Here is a 15,865-nt window from a genome sequence, read left to right as displayed (position 1 = left end):
TGTTCATGTCCGATCTTGGTTGGAATCCCCTGCATGGCGTGCCCTCCTATCCAGCGGAGCGCTACGCCGTCCTTGCCGACAGGATCGGCGGCATCTTGCGCAGCCGCAACGATATATTGCTGGTGCAGGCCGAGGCGGTGGTGGCGCTGGAGGCGGCGGCGGTCAGCCTTGCGCGCCCCGGCCTTACCGCACTCAACATCATCACCAGCCCCTATGGCGGCTGGTTCGGGCAATGGCTGCGGCGGGGCGGCGTGACGGTAGAGGATGTTGTCGCAGAGCCGGGCCTGCCGATCGAGATCGAATCCGTTGCAAAAGCGCTCGACGCTGGTCCTCACATCGATGTGCTGGCGCTGGTTCATGCCGAATCCGCAAGCGGCATTCTCAACCCCCTGCCGGAGATACTGGCGCTTGCCCGGGCTCGCGGCATCGTCACCGTCGTTGATGCGGTCGCCTCGGTCGGCGGCCATCAGCTCGACGTCGATGATCTCGGCATCGACATCGCGGTGATCGGGCCGCAGAAGGCGCTCGGCGGCCCGGCCGGCGTGTCCGCACTTTCGGTCAGCGGCCGGGCCTGGGATTTGATCCTCCGCGACGGCGCATCGCGCGATTCGATCTTGTCTTTGGCCGATCTGAAGACATGGGTCGATGGCGGCAGACCTGGCCTGCCAGGAACGCCGGCGCCGCTGGAATTCTTCGCACTGGAGGCGGCGCTCGACCGGATCGAGGCCGAGGGCATGGAGAATATCGTCGCCCGTCATGTGCTTGCGGCATCGGCGACACGGGCGGGACTTGCCGCACTTGGCGCTGCGGCTTGGGTGCCGGCGGAAAAGGCCTCGAACCTGGTGACGGCGGTGCCTGTGCCGGAGGCAGTGGAGCCCGCTTCGCTGATCGCGGCCGCGGGGCGGCTGGGGGTCGAGATCACGGCCGGTGTCGGAAATGGGTCTGCCCGTCTCGTGCGGCTCAACCATACCGGTCCGCGCGGCGCATTCCAGACGGTGCTTTCGAATGTGGTGGCTTACGGCATGGCCCTTAGGCAGGCAGGCCATCCCGCGGATATTGCTGCGGCTTTAGAGGCGATCTCAGCAGCCTACAGCCGCTGAGGGGATGCTCTCGGAATCGGGAAGGCATCCAGCGACCACAAGACGGCTCCGGCTTAGGGCCGAGCGACGAAAACTTTCCGGCACCCCGATGAAAGCCGTATTGGGCCCTTGATAATCACGGCTCGTCAAGGCAGGAAAGTGGCATCGCGGAGACTTGGTGCAAATGACGAGATTGCTGGATGCGCAGGGGCTGGAGATTTCGCATGAGGGGCATCGCACCCGCCTTAAATGGCACCGGTTGCGTAAGCGGGTTTCCGACCCGCTGTTTTCCGCCGAAGTAATGGCGGAGGGTTTTGCGGCGGGCGCCTCGATGGAGCTCGATCTGCGCGTCCGCGCCGACGGTGGTTTCGTCGTGCTGCACGACAGGAAACTCGAAGGCGAGACGACAGGACATGGACCGGTCGCCGAAAAGAGCGTCAGTGACCTCAGCGATATCAGGATGCAAGACGGCGACCGGCCGCTGATCCTCAGCGAGGATCTGGCTGCCATGATGCAATCGACGCATCCAGCCGCATTGCTGCAATTCGACATGAAGGACGACTACGAAGCGATCGGCGCCAGGGGCGTCGCGCATCTGGCCACGCATTTCCGCGATATCGCCGCCTCGGTGATCGTCAGTGGCGACAGTCTAGACCTCATCGTCGCGGTCAAGGAGAAGCTTCCCCATCTCCTGCGCGGCATCGATCCGACCAACAAGCTCTACGATATCAGGATGGCCAACGGCTGGAAGGCGGTCGAGACGGAACTGCGCGCTGACCTGCGCGGCCCGACCGAACCGGACACGATCTATCTGCACTGGCCGCTGATCCTTGATGCCGCCAATGCGGGGCTGGATATGATCGCGCTCTGCCAGGACGAAGGCAAACGTGTCGATGCCTGGACTTTCACCCTGAAGGATCCGGAGGCCGGCTTCAGCGAAGAGGAATGGCAAAGCTTTTCGGCGCTGACGGCCCTGAAACCGGATCAGATCACCACCGACGAGGCGCCGGCGACCGAACGCGCCTGGCGCCGCCGCATGGCGGTTTAACCGGCGAGCGTTGGAGCAAGATGTCGTCCAAAAACCGATCACACTTTTCGGCATCATGCTCTTAGTCGCATGTTTTGCGTAATTTCCATCATTTTAAACTTCTGATGCTATCCATAACCAGCAGACAAATGTTGGTGTCCGATATGCAAGTTGTTGATATTAAAGCAATTGCGCAACAAGCAAATTCCAGCTTGCAGGAAGCGTGGCATCTTGGGTGTACGGGCCGATCGGTTGAGGCGCTCACACTGGCCGGCGAAATTCTTGCGGATGCCAAAGCGCGGGGCGACGATCGGCTCGCCGCGCAATGCGACACCGACATTGCTTGGTATTGTTTTCAGATCGGCAAGGCCGAACTTGGACTGACGCATGTCCGCCGGGCGGTAGACTTCTGGAAATTGACCGGGGAGCGCAAACAGGAATCCTGTGCCCGCGCCTATTTCGGATGGCTGCTCTTGGAACTGGGCTTGCCGGAGGAAGCAATCGAAGAAGCTACCCGCGCATTGGATCTGGCCGACAAGGCCGCGGACCCGAAAGCACAAAGCCTGGCCACTAACGTCATAGGAATTATCTTCTGGTGCAACAAACAGCCCGACCGGGCCATCTTGATGAGCGAGAGGTCCGTCGAACTCGCCAGATCGATTGGCAATAAGAACTATGAATGCTGGTGGCTCATCAATCTCGGCGGCGCTCATTCGGAAGGCGGATATATCGCGCGGGCGCTCGGCCAGCCGGAGCAAGAACACCAGATGCTGGTCAGAGCGCTGGAACTGACCGAACAAGCGCTCGACATCGCAATCGAGATCGGCGACAGCTGGGCCGCTCGCCTCTGTCTCGGTAACCAAGCCGAGTTCCACAGCCATCTGGGCGAGCATGACAAGGCGCTCCGGTGCATGGCCCGCTATCGGCTGTTTCAAGAGAACAGCTATGTCAGGGACAGGCAGCAATATCTCTACACTTTGGGCCAGATCTACAACAATTCCGGAAAATTCACCGAAGCCCTGTCGCCGCTCCTCGCGGCGGTGGAGCTGATGGACGCCGGCGGCAGTTTCGATTCCTATGTGCAGATCTATCTTTATTTGTCGCAGGCCTATGAGGGGCTGGGGCAGTTCGATCCGGCGCTGGAGGCCCATAAGAAATACCACTAAGCCTATTTGCGCAATAGCGCCGAGAGTACACAGCGACGCGCACGTCTCGCCGAAATCTACTATGAAACCAAGCGGTTCAAGGAAGTTGCCGAAACGGAGTCGAAGCGCGCAGAAACGTTGGAGGCCTCCTATCAGAAATTGCAAGAGCAAACCGATATCCTTGCCAATGCCGTCTATCTGGACGCACTGACCGGGCTTTATAATCGCAAATATCTCGACAGCCGCTTTAAAGCGCTGACATCTGAGAAGCGTCCATATTCCATCGCGATGCTGGATGTCGATCACTTCAAGTCGATCAACGACAACTTCTCTCACATGATCGGTGACCGGGTCCTGAGTGCCATTGGAACCATATTGCGCAGCCAGTTACGCATTACCGATCAGGCAATTCGGTTTGGCGGCGAGGAATTCGTCGTCCTGTTCGCCGGCGCTCCCCGAGGCGCCGCAGATCTCTGCGAGAGGCTGCGTTCAGCCATTGAACGATGGGATTGGTCTGAGATCTGCAACGGGCTGCACGTGACGATCAGCATAGGTGTCGCCGGTACCCTGTCTGCCAAGTCTCCGAACGAGATTTTGGCGATCGCCGATCAGAATCTCTATACGGCGAAAAAGACCGGTCGCAATCGCGTTGTTGCGTAATGGGCGTTCCGTAACTTTCGGGCAAAGTTCGCAGTCTCACAAATCGGGCGGATCGCCTGTGGGAGAGGTGTATCTATAGCCCCTCGATGTCGAGGATGAACGCGAATTCTCCGGCAAGCCCCGGGGAATGGGCGATGACGGGCCCGCCCTGCGCAAGCAGCCTGTCGACCGGCGGCATCGCCACCACAGCGCCGGCCTCTTCGGCGATCAGCGCGCCGGCAAGCATATCCCAAGCATTGAGGTGGCGCTCGTAATAGAGATCGGCAGCACCCTCGGCGACACGAACGAGGTCGATCGCCGCCGCGCCCATGCGGCGATAATCCATGCCGCGTTCGTGGAGCCGCCGCGAGAGTGCGAGATGGTCGTCGAAACTCGTCTTGCGGGAATGGCCGAGGATGACAAGCGCATTGGCCGGATCGGCGGTCGCCGCCGCATGGACCGGAATCCCGTCCTTGAAGGCGCCGCCGCCGCGCACGGCGTGAAAGACTTTGTCTCCGGCGGCGTCGTAGACCACGCCGATCTCCACCTTGCCGCCGACGACAAAGGCGATCGAGACACCCCAATGCCGGAAGCCCCTGATATAGTTGGTCGTGCCGTCGATCGGATCGACGACCCAGGTGCCGCCCTTACCCGATTGTCCGCCGCTCTCTTCGCCCATGAAACTATCATCCGGAAAGTGCGAGAGCAGCCCTTCGTGGATCGCCTGCTCGGCCTTTCTGTCGGCGATGGTGACGAAATCCTGCAATCCCTTGTTCTCGACAGTGAGGGTGCCGGGGTCAGAGTCGCGCCGAAACCGTGCCGTCTCCCGTCCGACCTCCAGGGCAACGGTGATCGCGACCTCCGCCCGTGCGCGAATGGTGGCGGCATCGAATGCGGAATTCATCACGCAGTCCTTCTTTTGATCAGTGTCACCGGCGTGAATTCGACACGCGCCGTCAGGTCCGGCTCGACTATACGGCTCATCAGCAGGTCGACCGTCTTTTCGGCCTGGACGTCGCAGGGTTGACGGATGGTCGTGAGATCGTAGGCGGTCCAGCTCGCCTGAGGGATGTCGTCATGGCCGATGATGCTGAGCGGCGGAGCATCAGCGCGGCCGCGGCCCTGCATGATGCGATCGACCACGCCGCAGGCCATGTAGTCGTTGGCGCAGAACAGCCCGTCGATGCCGGATGCCGCAAGTTCGGCTGCCGCATCATAGCCGCTCCGGTAGTCATTGATCCTGACCTGCAGAAACTGCGCCTCGACGCCGAGCTGCTTGCAGCGTGCGAGGAAGGCCTCGCTGCGCCGCCGCGCCGTATAGGAGATGGCAGGTGCGGCCATCACGGCGGGCTTTCGCACGCCGCTGTCGATCAGGTGGGTGGCGGCGAGATGGCCGGCCATGCGATCGTCGGAGATGATGCGGTCGACGAAGGGAATGTCATTGCCCTTGTTGATCAGCACGATCGGCACGCCCTCGGCTGCGCATTGTTCACAGATCTCGGTCGGCGGCGCGTCCGAGGTGACGATGACGCCCGAGACGGCGTAGTGCAGCAGCTGGCCGATGACCGTCGAGGTATCGGCCTTCGGCGAGGTCGGGAGCAGGATGGGGCGGAAATTGCGGGCGAGCAGCACTCTTGCCAGATTTTCGATCTGCAGCGTGCGGAACGGATTGTCGAGGCCGGCGGCGACGAGGCCGACAAGATCGGAGCGTTTGTTGGTGAGGCTTCGGGCAAGATAATTCACCCGATAGCCGAGCTCCTTGGCGGCCTGATAGACCTTCTCGCGCGTCTTCGGCGAGACGCTGGCATCCGGCGTGAAGGCGCGCGACACGGCGGCGCGCGAGACGCCGGCCACACGCGCCACGTCGAAGGAGGTTGCTTTGCGCGGTCCCTTATCCTTGTCTGCCAACTGCTTTTTCCTTGACCGCCAACGGTCGCATCAGATCGGGCAGATCCGTGCAGATGCCGAGAACCGGAAGCTTCATGAGGTCATCGAGAACAGCCGGCCGTTCCTCGTGCCAGAGCACGATCTCGCGGCCCGCATCGAAAGCGCGGCGCATCAGCGCGTCGGTCACCAGATCCTGCGGACGTTCGCCTGCCCTCTCCCAGCACAGATGCAGGATATCGGCGCCAGCCTCGTCGCCGAGCGCGTGCGGATCGTGGCCGACCCGGATCAGCACCGAAAGCGGAAAATCGCAGGCCGCGTCGCTAAGTTCGCGCACCTGTGCCGTGTCGAAGGAGCCGAGACAAGCGAAACGCTGGTTCATCTCCGCAAGGTGCTGCCAGCAGCGCAGGCCCGTCCCAGCCGCCTTGAGCTCAACATAGAGGCCGGTTCCGGTTTCGCGGCCAAGTGCGGCCACCTCCGAAAAACTCGGAACGTCGACGCCGTCGAGAGAGGCGAGCTCTGCCGCCGTCATTTCGGAAATGCGGCGGTCGATGCCGAAAACGCGCTCGAGGTGATCGTCATGCGAGACGACGACCACGCCGTCCTTGGTCAGTTGCGTGTCGAGTTCCCACATTTCCGCGCCGAGTTCGGCGGCGCGGCGGAAAGCAGCGATCGTGTTCTCGCGTTCATGGCCGCTGGCGCCGCGATGGCCGATGCAGAAGGGGAGCCGGCCCTTGCCTGACGGCCAGCCGTAGCGCCCGAAAAATGCCGAGAAATCGCGGGTCATCAGAGCCTCCTGCCATTCTCGTCGAAGACGAACACGCCACGGCTGTCGATCGCCCAGCGGACGTCGTCGCCGACATGGATATCACTGCGCACCGGCTGGATCGAGCGCAGCAGCGGCCCGCCGGCAAGATGCACGTCGTAGAGGTTCTCGCGGCCCTGCGTTTCGGCGAAGGTGACCTTGCCGGGAACGGCGATGTCGCCTGCCGGCGTAAAATGCTCCGGCCGGACGCCGAGCATCAGCTTCGTGCCCTCGGCGGCACCGACAGAATCCGGCAGCGGCACGCGGATCTCGCTTTGCGGGATGGTGAAGGCACCCTTGTCCAAGACACCGCGCAGGAAGGTGATCGGCGGATTGCCGAGAAAGCCGGCAACGAAGGCGGTCTTCGGATCATTGTACATTTCGGCCGGCGTGGCGATCTGGACGATCTCGCCTTCCTTCATGATGGCGATGCGGTCGCACATGCTCATCGCCTCGACCTGGTCGTGGGTGACGAGAATGGCGGTGATGCCGGTTTCTCGCTGTAGGCGGCGGATTTCCGATCGCATTTCGAGGCGCAGCTTGGCGTCGAGATTGGCGAGCGGCTCGTCGAGCAGCAGCACGTCGGGCTTGCGGATCAGCGCGCGCGCGAGCGCCACGCGCTGCTGCTGGCCGCCGGAAAGCTCGGCCGGTCTGCGGCCCATCAGGTTGCCGATCTGAACGAGGGCCGCGATGCGGTCGACTTCCTTGCGGATCTCTGCGGCCGGCATGCCCTTCACCTTCAGCGGAAAGCCGATGTTCTCGGTAACCGTCATGTGCGGATAGAGCGCATAGGACTGGAAGACGACGCCGACATTGCGGGCCTGGCTCGGCAGGTCCGTGACGTCGCGGTCGCCGAAGAGGATGCGTCCGCTGGTCGGCCGGTGAATGCCGCAGACCGCAAAAAGCGTCGTCGATTTGCCGCAGCCGGACGGGCCGAGCAGCGCCAGCATCTCGCCGTCGCCGACTTCGAGCTGCATGTTCTCGATGACCTTGGTGGAGCCGAAGCTCTTCGAAAAATTGTCGAGGAGGATGCGCATCAGCCTTTGCTCCCGCCGCCATAGATGTTCATGAGATATTTGTTGAAGAGCGCGTAAACGATCAGCACCGGAACGAGGTAGAAGACGCCGACCGCTTTGAACATGTTGAAATCATAATTGTTGTCGTCGGCGAGGAAGGCCGCGAGATACACCGAAAGCACCTGCACCTGGTTACCAGGCGCCAGCACCTGCGGCAGGATGAACTCGCCCCAGCCGGAGAGGAAGGAGAAGAGGCCGAGCGCCATGATCCCGGGCTTGACCTGCGGCAGCACGAGACTGCGCCAGACCCGGAAGCGCGAGGCGCCGTCGACGACGCCGGCCATTTCGATTTCCCAGGGCACCGTGTCGTAGAAGCCCTTCATCAGCCAGATGCCGAGCGGCAGGTCGATCGCCGCCTTCACCAGGATGACGCCGAGCAGCGAATTGTAGAGGCCGATCATTTGCAGCACGATGAAGATGGCGATGATCAGCGTCACCGACGGGAAAGCATGCAACACCATGACGCCGGCAAGGAAGAAGCCGCGCGCCGGCACGTTCAGCCGTGACAGCACGTAGCCCGCCATCGACGAGACGATGAGCACGAGGCTGGTGGTGCAGGCCGCAAACAGCAGCGTATTCACAGTCACCTGCCAGATGTTCGCCTTGCCCTCCGTCGTCTGCCACAGGAAGCGCCAGTGATTGAGCGTCAAGCCCGAAGGCAACAGCGCGTCCGCCTGCTTCACCGTCACGGTGTCAAGGAAGAGATAGACATACATCAGGAGCAGCGGCAGGCTGACGATCGTCAGCGCCGTAATGACAGGCCAGTTGCTGTAATTTGCCGAGGGTTGCGATCGTTCGGCCATGGTCAATCCTCGATCAAGGGCTTGGCGACAAGCGTGCCGTAGCTGAAGACGCGCAGATAGAGGAGCGACAGCATCACGCCGATGACGACGAGCACCAATGCCATTGCTGCACCCAACCCGTATTCCAGATTGCCGGCATAGTTCCTCAGCGCAGTGTGATAGGCCGACAGCGCCCAGACCTCAGTCGCATTGCCCGGTCCGCCATTGGTCGCGAGCAGGATTTCATTGAAGGAGGCAAGCAGCGACAGCGTCTGATAGCAGGTGACGAAAAGGATTGGCCAGCGCATCTGCGGCAGGATGATGTAGCGGATCTGCTGCCAGCGGGAGGCGCCGTCGACCTCGCTCGCATAGAACTGGCTTTTCGGAATGGCCTTCATCGCCGAGGAGAACACCAGCATGCCCATCGAGGCGCCGATGAAGCCGTTGATCAGCACGACGAACAACCAGGCGTTATAGGCGTTGTCGAGAAGATAGTTCTTCGGCGGATAGCCGAACTTGCCCATCAGGATAGAGATGAATCCGCTGTCCCAGGCGAGCCACTTCCATAGCATGACGTAAATGACGACGGGCGTGATGCGCGGCAGGAGCCAGATGCCGCGGAAGATCGAGGCCGGCGTCGGCGGCATGTAGTGCGTCAAGATGGCAAGCAACAGCGCATAACCGACATTGAAGAGCATCAGCACCAGCGCGACGTAGAGCACGGTATTGAAAAGCACACGCGCCATGTCGGGCGAGGTGGCCATGCGTGAGAAATTGTCGGTCGTCCAGGTCCAGCCGGTATAGGTGACCCTGGCGACGGTTTCCTTCTGTTCCGGCGTCAGCTTGAACCCCAGACTGTCCAGCGCCGAAAAGAGCTGCTCCTTGCTGTCGAAGCGGGTGTTGAGGACGGAGCGGTTGAACTGTTCGGAGATCTGCTTGACCTCGCGTGTCGAAGGTCGTTCGGCAAGATCCTTGATCATGCGCTCGACGTCGCGGCGTGTCGGGAAGACCTCCCCTGTATGTTTGTCGCGCAATTCCGCAGCAATCCCCGGCGCAATCCCGAGGCCTTCGACGGCCTTGAGGCCTGCATCGTCGATCGTGTAGCGCGGTTCGGCCATCTCGGCTGCGATGTCTGGCATCGCCGATTTTAGCGCGATCAGGGAATTGGGTGCGATCTGGTAGACACCGCCGGAAATGCCGGTCGCCGTGGTCATGTTGGTCATTGAGAAGACCGCCGTCAGAACCACCGGCATCAGGAAGAACAGGACGATCATGATCGCCGCAGGCGCGATCATCACCAGTCCGAGCGTTCTGGACGATTTCATGGAAGCCTCCTCGCGGACCGACCGGGCAGCGGGTTACCGCCGCCCGGAAGAGTGCTTCGATCTTAGCGGATGACGATCTTGTCGCCGAGCGTGGTCTTCAGCTCGCTCTCTGCGTCACCGACAGCGGCGTCCACGGTCTTGGCACCGGTCCATGATGCTTCGAGGTTCTTCCACATGATGTTCCAATATTTGCCGAAATCGGAATTGTTCGGCATCGCATTGGCATGCGGCAGCAGGCGCTCGGTGGCTTCGCGGGTCCAGCGGTCGGCCGAGTAGAATTCGACGGTGGATTCCGACTTGGAGATGCCGAGATGGGCTGATTTGACCGCATGCAGCGCGTTGGTGCGCGGCTCGGAGGCGATCTTGACCAGTTGGGCGGCGATCTCGGTGTCTTCCTGGTCGTGACCTGCGGTCAGCAGGTAGACGAGCGGATGAGTCAGCGTGTTGGGCTTGCCGCCTTCGCCGGCGGGGATCAGCGTGAAGATCACGTTGCCGAAGAAGTCCTTCAGGCCTTCCTGGTTGACGAGGCGAGCATAGTGCCAGGTGCCGCCGTCCCATATGCCGGCCTTACCGGTGGCGACTTCCTTCCACCACTGGTCGCCCGGCATGCCGATGTGGTTCTTCTTGGTAACACCGGTCTTCACGGCATCGGCGAAGAACTGATAGGTGCGGGTCATCGCGGCCTTGTCGAAAACGAGCTTGCCGCCTTCTTCCATCGTGCCGCCGAAGCTGGTGTAGAACTGCCAGTAATCAGGGCCGTTGCTGGTGCGCGGATAGAAGCCGTAGCCGGCCTGGACGAGGCCCTTGTCCTGCATCTTCTTGGCGTCTTCGAGCAGGTTCTTCATGGTGTACTTGCCGTCCTGGACGCTCTGCGGCAGCGCATCCAGATCGGCGTCGCTGTAGCCGATCGCCTTCATGTAAGGCTTCCAGAAGAACATCGGACGGGATTCAGCATCCTGCGGGATACCGTAGACGGTGCCGTTGTAGGATGCGATCTGCAAAAGGTTTTCATAGATGTCGCTGAGCGGCCAAGAGTCGAGATCGACATAATCCTCGATTGGAACGATCAGCCCGGCCTGCGACCAGGGTGCGATGTCTTCATGGCCGCTGACGACGATATTCGGAGCGGTCTTGGCTTCGGCGGCAAGGGTCAGCGCCTGTTTGAAGTCCTCCCAGGCCGAATAGGGCTTCTTCTCGACGGTGATCTTCAGCTCTTCGCCCTTGAGGGCGGCTTCGCGCTGCAGCTGCTGGGCTGCGATCTCGATGGCGTCGAGGCGATAGACGTCGTTCGGGCCGGTGCCGCCGGCCCAGACGCTGATGTGAACATCCTTGGCAAGTGCAATTGCAGAGGTCGAGGCCAGGATGGCGGCCGCGACGGCAAGCGATTTCAGTGTCGGCAAAATGGTCATCTTCTTCGTCTCCCTAGAAGAGCAGTGTGAGGCCTCTTGACGGGTCAGCACTGCTGATGATGACCGCTCCGAAACCCCACGAAAACGTGGCGTATCCCGCTCTAGGGGTTGAACGTAACGGCCGAATGACAAAATTGAGCACGTGTGCAAAATTATTATGACGATGTCCGCACGACTTGCAAGCGGCGGTTTTTGACAGGCGTCTTTTACGCTTCAAATTGCGTATTTCCTGGGCTAGCATCGCGTCATGAGCCTTGAATCTGTCCGCGCCTTCCTGCGCACCCACGCACCCGATATCGAAATCATCGAAACCGCCGAGAGCTCCTCGACGGTGGCGCTTGCCGCCGAAGCCCATGGCGTCGAGCCGGCCCAGATCGCCAAGACGATCTGCCTGCGTGTCGGCGAGCAGATGATGCTGGTCGTTGCCGGCGGCACGGCGCGGCTCGACAATCGCAAGTTCAAGGACACCTTCGGAGCCAAGGGGCGCATGCTCGATGCCGAAGAGGTTGTGGCCGTCACCAGCCATCCGGTCGGCGGCGTCTGCCCCTTCGGCCTGCCCTCGCCGTTGCCCATCTATTGCGATATCTCGCTGAAACGCTTCGATGAAGTCGTGCCGGCCGCCGGCTCGACAAACTCGGCCGTGCGCATCGAAACCGGACGGCTGGCGGAGCTGACCGGCGCCAGCTGGGTCGACGTCTGCCAGTAATGGCGCCGAAGAGCTTCACACGGCAGAAAGAGTCCCTATATTACATCTCGACATGCCGTGATTGCGCATGACAGGAGATCAGGAATGCCGAGTGCCGTTTCGCGTTTTGCCAAGATCGCGGCCATTGCCGCTCTGACGAGCGCTACCGTTTTTGCTTCCCTTGACGATGCCGAGGCGCGCCGCGCCGGCAGCGGCGGTTTCGGAAGCCGCGGCACGCGCACCTTCCAGGCACCGCCTGTCACCAACACCGCGCCTGGAACCACAGCACCGATCGAAAGGTCGATGACGCCACGTCCGCAGACCACAGCACCTGCTACCGCGCAACAGCCCCTCGGCGCTCAGCGCCCCGGTTTCTTCGGCGGATTCGGCCGTTCGATGATCGGCGGCCTGATTGCCGGCGGTCTTCTCGGCATGCTGCTCGGTCACGGTTTCGGCGGCGGCTTCGGCTTGCTCGGCATGTTGCTGCAGATCGCGCTGATCGGCGGCGCCGTCATGCTCGCCATGCGTTATTTCGCCAACCGTCGCCAGCCTTCCTATGGCGTCGGGGGCCAGAGCCGGTCCTATAACATGTCGGCCACGAATAATTCGTCCTTCCAGATCCCGACGATCGGTTCGGGGGGCGGTTTCGGCGGGCAATCGCGCGGCAATCGGCCGAGCGACGAGATCGGGCTGGCGCAGGCCGATCTCGATCAGTTCGAGGAATTGTTGACCCAAGTGCAGACCGCTTACGGTGCCGAGGATTACGGTACCTTGCGCCGGCTGACGACGCCCGAGGCGATGTCCTATCTCGCCGAGGAGCTTGGTGAAAACGCCACCAACGGTGTGCGCAACAGCGTCTCCGACGTCAAGCTGCTGCAGGGCGATATTGCCGAAGCCTGGCGCGAGGACGGCCAGGAATATGCGACGCTTGCCATGCGTTATTCCTCGATCGATGCGATGGTCGAACGCGACAGCGGCCGCGTCGTATCCGGTGACGACCGCCGTCCGAGCGAAAGTACCGAGGTTTGGACCTTCGTGCGCAAGTCCGGCGCCGACTGGAAGCTTGCGGCGATCCAGGGTGCGGAGCAGCGCGCCGCTTAACCCTTCGCGTCAATCGGCATTTTGCTAAAGCGCGTGGCAATCTTTCAGATTCGCTCGCGCTTTAGATCTTTGTTTTTACGCATGTCGGTATCGCAAAACCGCTGCCCACTTTTTGCGCGACATGCTCTAATTCACCGCCACCGGTTTGGAACGCATGCGGGAGACCGTCTCGCGTTCCGCCCGCTTGCAGCGCATCGGCGGCAGGCCGCGATCCATCAGGTCCATGTCTTCGAGCACCATGGCGCCCATCTTCTTGAAGGCGCTGTCGAGCGCGCCAGCCCTATGCGCCGAGCGGATGAAACCTCTCAAGCTCCGCACCGGATGGTCGGAAGGCAGCGGCTCTTCAGGGTAGACGTCGCTTGCCGCGACGATGTGGCCTGTCGAGACGGCCGCCATCAGCGCATCGAAATCGACGACATCGGCGCGGCTGAGCAGGATGAAGGCCGCGCCCCTGCGCATGCTGGCGAAAGCCTCGGCGCCGAGAAATCCCCTGTTCTCGCTGGTGACGGCGGCGACGACGAAGACGAAATCACTCTTCGTCAGGACGTCCTCCATGCTGGCCGGCTCGACACCGTTTTCCTCGAGGATCGATTGCGGCAGCCAGGGGTCGAATACCCGGATGCGCGCCCTGAAGCCCGAAAGCACCCGGCGCAGCGCCTTGCCGAGATCGCCGAAGCCAACGATGCCGATCTCGGAACCGGAGAGCAGCCGCGCACTTGCATTCCCCTCCCCTCCCCAGAGTTCGTTGCCTTGGCGAAAAGCGACATCCGCGTTGACGATGTCGCGCGCTAAGGCCAAGGCGAAACCGAGACCGATTTCGGCGACCGGTTCGGCAAAGACCTGCCCTGTCGTCACGACGTGGATACCGCGCTGGAAGAGCACTTCATAAGGCATGTTGTTGAGCAGATTGCTTTCGACGTTGAGGATCGAGCGCAACCCCGGCATACGTCCCAGCGTGTCCGCCGAAAGCGGCGGCTGGCCAATGATGTAGCGTGCCCTGCCGAGGATGTCGTCGCCGAGCCCGGCGATATTCTCGGGATCGGCCTCGACAATTTCGTATTTCGCATGCAGTTCGGCGCGCGCTTTGTCGCTGAAGATCAGGTCGAGCGTGCGCGGCTCGGGCGCGCTGATCGCCAGCGGCCGTTCGGTATTCGTCATGGCGTCTCCTCCATCGCGGCGGCCTGCGCCGTCTCTGCCGGACGATTGATAGCCTCTGTGCGGAGTTGTTTCCAGTTCGATCTTGAGGCGCGGCGCGTCGGGATAAGCTGTCGAAAGTGGCATCTGCCTATCAGATAAGCAGTTGAATTGGCTCGGTATTTCACGGCATTTTCGTTGACGGCGAGAATTCTTTGAACTAGCGTAATGCGCGCGACTTGGAACAATGCCGGTGTTCGGCCGCCGCCGGATATTCGAAAACTCACGAGGGAATGAGCAATGAAATCAGCAATCAAGAGCGGCCTGCTTGCCTTGGCTGTCGCAGCGCTTCCCGCCGTCGCCTCCGCCCATCCCGCGATCGGCGAAGCTGCCGGCTTCAGCCATGGCTTTGCCCATCCGATGTCTGGCCTCGATCATGTCCTCGCCATGGTGATGGTCGGTGTTTTTGCATTTCAGCTCGGCGGCCGCGCCACCTGGCTCGTGCCGACGACCTTCGTTCTGGTGATGGCACTCGGTGGTGCTCTCGGCGTTGCCGGCATTGCTGTTCCCTTCGTTGAAACGGGCATCGCGCTTTCCGTCGTCGTCCTCGGCGCCATCGTTGCGCTCAATGTCAAGGCGCCGCTCGCCGCAGCGCTCGGCATCGTCGGCCTCTTCGCCATCTTCCACGGTCATGCACATGGCGCCGAAATGCCGGAAAATGCCGCCGGTGCCGCCTATGCCGCCGGCTTCATGGCCGCGACGGCGCTGCTGCATGTCGCCGGTCTCGCCGTTGGTTACGTCATCGGCCGCGCCGGTGAACGCCAGGGCGTCTTCGTGACGCGCACGGCAGGTGGCATTGCCGCCATTGCCGGCGTCGGCATCCTGGCCGGCTTGATCTGAGCCTGACGGCAGTCCTGAACGAAAACTGGGCAGCAGCGGCGGCCTAGACATCCAATCCAACGGGACGCCCGGTATGCGTAGCGCATGCCGGGCGTTTCCGCGTCATTGCGGGAAAGTGCTGCGGACTTGACCCAGGTCAAATCCAGCCTCGTCGCGCCCGGGTATACCCAACTTACGATCAACGAACGGACATCCAAATTGACGCAGGGCCGCCTTGCCGGTTGTCGGTGAGACGCGAAAGTCAGTATAGTGATTTCAGAAATTTCTGAAATCACAGACGCAACGGAAACGACTATGAACCTTCCGCCTCTCGTCCAGTCCTTCGTTCTCCATTTCGGCGAAATGGGGTCGCGCTGGGGAATCAACCGCACGGTCGGCCAGATCTATGCCCTGCTCTTCGTCTCGCCCGCGCCGGTCTGCGCCGAGGAGATCGCCGAGTCGCTCGGCATCTCGCGCTCCAATGTGTCGATGAGCCTGCGCGAGTTGCAGGCCTGGAACCTCGTCATCCTGAAACACAAGCCGGACGACCGTCGCGATTTCTTCACCACGCCTGATGATGTCTGGCACATATTGAGGACGCTTGCCGAAGAGAGAAAGAAGCGCGAAGTCGATCCGACGCTGTCGGTTCTGCGAGAGATCCTGATGCAGCGGCCGGCCAGCGACGCCGAGCGGCATGCACAGCAGCGCATGAGCGAGATGCACACGCTGATCGAGCAGCTGACGCATTGGTATGAAGACGTAAAACAACTTGAAACAGAAAGGCTCGCAACGCTACTCTCGCTAGGCGCGAAAGTGACCAAGCTTCTGGAGGCCAAGGACCGGGTCGTTTCGCTCGGCCGCAGCCGCCGGCCAAATCCTGCGAACAAGAGTTAGC

Annotated in this window: 14 protein-coding genes and 1 pseudogene; 7 read left to right on the top strand and 8 right to left on the bottom strand. The window is 61.6% G+C overall.

The genetic code is table 11. The annotated features are described in order from the left end of the window. Positions 1–5 precede the first annotated feature (5 nt). From A6U98_RS12945 to A6U98_RS38125, 3 genes and pseudogenes are all read left to right on the top strand, one after another. Entirely contained in the window at positions 6–1,100 is a 1,095-nt protein-coding gene (locus A6U98_RS12945; RefSeq protein WP_064650298.1) for an aminotransferase class V-fold PLP-dependent enzyme, read from the top strand. Between the two features lie 163 nt (positions 1,101–1,263). Then, positions 1,264–2,127, top strand: coding sequence for a glycerophosphodiester phosphodiesterase family protein (locus tag A6U98_RS12940; RefSeq protein WP_197496385.1), 864 nt, complete (start codon positions 1,264–1,266; stop codon positions 2,125–2,127). A 128-nt stretch (positions 2,128–2,255) separates the two neighbouring features. Beyond that, positions 2,256–3,911 (top strand): annotated as a pseudogene (locus A6U98_RS38125) (GGDEF domain-containing protein). Between the two features lie 73 nt (positions 3,912–3,984). Here the strand turns inward: A6U98_RS38125 and A6U98_RS12930 are convergent. The 7 genes from A6U98_RS12930 to A6U98_RS12900 all read right to left on the bottom strand — a co-directional run bounded on the left by A6U98_RS12930 (position 3,985) and on the right by A6U98_RS12900 (position 11,171). Then, the gene (locus tag A6U98_RS12930; protein WP_064650293.1) at positions 3,985–4,794 is read right to left on the bottom strand and encodes an inositol monophosphatase family protein; all 810 of its coding nucleotides are present in this window, start codon (positions 4,792–4,794) and stop codon (positions 3,985–3,987) included. Further along, complete coding sequence (locus A6U98_RS12925) at positions 4,794–5,798, bottom strand: LacI family DNA-binding transcriptional regulator (protein ID WP_064650292.1); 1,005 nt, start codon at positions 5,796–5,798, stop codon at positions 4,794–4,796. Before A6U98_RS12925 ends, A6U98_RS12930 begins: the two co-directional genes overlap by 1 nt. Then, positions 5,782–6,561 (bottom strand): glycerophosphodiester phosphodiesterase, encoded by a 780-nt coding sequence (locus A6U98_RS12920; protein WP_064650285.1) that lies wholly within the window; start codon positions 6,559–6,561, stop codon positions 5,782–5,784. Before A6U98_RS12920 ends, A6U98_RS12925 begins: the two co-directional genes overlap by 17 nt. After that, on the bottom strand, positions 6,561–7,616 hold the full coding sequence (locus A6U98_RS12915; protein WP_064650283.1) for an ABC transporter ATP-binding protein: 1,056 nt from the start codon (positions 7,614–7,616) through the stop codon (positions 6,561–6,563). The genes A6U98_RS12920 and A6U98_RS12915 overlap by 1 nt, the downstream gene beginning before the upstream one ends. Further along, positions 7,616–8,458: a carbohydrate ABC transporter permease gene (locus A6U98_RS12910; protein WP_027687302.1), complete on the bottom strand. Its 843-nt coding sequence runs from the start codon at positions 8,456–8,458 to the stop codon at positions 7,616–7,618. The genes A6U98_RS12915 and A6U98_RS12910 overlap by 1 nt, the downstream gene beginning before the upstream one ends. A 2-nt stretch (positions 8,459–8,460) precedes the next feature. Continuing rightward, positions 8,461–9,762: a sugar ABC transporter permease gene (locus A6U98_RS12905; RefSeq protein WP_064650281.1), complete on the bottom strand. Its 1,302-nt coding sequence runs from the start codon at positions 9,760–9,762 to the stop codon at positions 8,461–8,463. 62 nt (positions 9,763–9,824) lie between these two features. Continuing rightward, positions 9,825–11,171: an extracellular solute-binding protein gene (locus A6U98_RS12900; protein WP_064650279.1), complete on the bottom strand. Its 1,347-nt coding sequence runs from the start codon at positions 11,169–11,171 to the stop codon at positions 9,825–9,827. Positions 11,172–11,418: 247 nt separating this feature from the next. On the opposite strand from A6U98_RS12900, the gene A6U98_RS12895 reads away from it, so the two are divergent. After that, positions 11,419–11,877: a YbaK/EbsC family protein gene (locus tag A6U98_RS12895; RefSeq protein WP_064650277.1), complete on the top strand. Its 459-nt coding sequence runs from the start codon at positions 11,419–11,421 to the stop codon at positions 11,875–11,877. 84 nt (positions 11,878–11,961) lie between these two features. Then, positions 11,962–12,957, top strand: coding sequence for a Tim44 domain-containing protein (locus A6U98_RS12890; RefSeq protein WP_064650275.1), 996 nt, complete (start codon positions 11,962–11,964; stop codon positions 12,955–12,957). 126 nt (positions 12,958–13,083) lie between these two features. Here A6U98_RS12890 and A6U98_RS12885 read toward each other — a convergent pair whose 3' ends face one another. Beyond that, positions 13,084–14,115 (bottom strand): hydroxyacid dehydrogenase, encoded by a 1,032-nt coding sequence (locus A6U98_RS12885; protein WP_064650438.1) that lies wholly within the window; start codon positions 14,113–14,115, stop codon positions 13,084–13,086. 276 nt (positions 14,116–14,391) lie between these two features. Between A6U98_RS12885 and A6U98_RS12880 the strand changes: the two genes are divergently transcribed. Together A6U98_RS12880 and A6U98_RS12875 are read left to right on the top strand one after the other, a co-directional pair. Beyond that, a complete protein-coding gene (locus tag A6U98_RS12880; protein WP_064650273.1) occupies positions 14,392–14,991 on the top strand; it encodes a HupE/UreJ family protein in 600 nt (199 codons plus the stop codon). A 294-nt stretch (positions 14,992–15,285) separates the two neighbouring features. After that, the gene (locus A6U98_RS12875; RefSeq protein WP_024320112.1) at positions 15,286–15,864 is read left to right on the top strand and encodes a GbsR/MarR family transcriptional regulator; all 579 of its coding nucleotides are present in this window, start codon (positions 15,286–15,288) and stop codon (positions 15,862–15,864) included. The last annotated feature ends 1 nt before the right edge of the window (position 15,865 follow it).

Origin of the sequence: Rhizobium sp. WYCCWR10014 (assembly GCF_001657485.1) — a bacterium.
Classification (GTDB): domain Bacteria; phylum Pseudomonadota; class Alphaproteobacteria; order Rhizobiales; family Rhizobiaceae; genus Rhizobium.
Note: the sequence above shows the minus strand (reverse complement) of the source record. Positions and strands in the feature narration are given on the sequence as shown.

Excerpts from the sequence above, each read along its gene's own strand:
- A6U98_RS12945 (WP_064650298.1), top strand. The coding sequence starts at position 6 with ATGTCCGATCTTGGTTGGAATCCCCTGCATGGCGTGCCCTCCTATCCA.
- A6U98_RS12940 (WP_197496385.1), top strand. The coding sequence starts at position 1,264 with ATGACGAGATTGCTGGATGCGCAGGGGCTGGAGATTTCGCATGAGGGG.
- A6U98_RS12930 (WP_064650293.1), bottom strand. The coding sequence starts at position 4,794 with ATGAATTCCGCATTCGATGCCGCCACCATTCGCGCACGGGCGGAGGTC.
- A6U98_RS12920 (WP_064650285.1), bottom strand. The coding sequence starts at position 6,561 with ATGACCCGCGATTTCTCGGCATTTTTCGGGCGCTACGGCTGGCCGTCA.
- A6U98_RS12915 (WP_064650283.1), bottom strand. The coding sequence starts at position 7,616 with ATGCGCATCCTCCTCGACAATTTTTCGAAGAGCTTCGGCTCCACCAAG.
- A6U98_RS12910 (WP_027687302.1), bottom strand. The coding sequence starts at position 8,458 with ATGGCCGAACGATCGCAACCCTCGGCAAATTACAGCAACTGGCCTGTC.
- A6U98_RS12905 (WP_064650281.1), bottom strand. The coding sequence starts at position 9,762 with ATGAAATCGTCCAGAACGCTCGGACTGGTGATGATCGCGCCTGCGGCG.
- A6U98_RS12900 (WP_064650279.1), bottom strand. The coding sequence starts at position 11,171 with ATGACCATTTTGCCGACACTGAAATCGCTTGCCGTCGCGGCCGCCATC.
- A6U98_RS12895 (WP_064650277.1), top strand. The coding sequence starts at position 11,419 with ATGAGCCTTGAATCTGTCCGCGCCTTCCTGCGCACCCACGCACCCGAT.
- A6U98_RS12890 (WP_064650275.1), top strand. The coding sequence starts at position 11,962 with ATGCCGAGTGCCGTTTCGCGTTTTGCCAAGATCGCGGCCATTGCCGCT.
- A6U98_RS12885 (WP_064650438.1), bottom strand. The coding sequence starts at position 14,115 with ATGACGAATACCGAACGGCCGCTGGCGATCAGCGCGCCCGAGCCGCGC.
- A6U98_RS12880 (WP_064650273.1), top strand. The coding sequence starts at position 14,392 with ATGAAATCAGCAATCAAGAGCGGCCTGCTTGCCTTGGCTGTCGCAGCG.
- A6U98_RS12875 (WP_024320112.1), top strand. The coding sequence starts at position 15,286 with ATGAACCTTCCGCCTCTCGTCCAGTCCTTCGTTCTCCATTTCGGCGAA.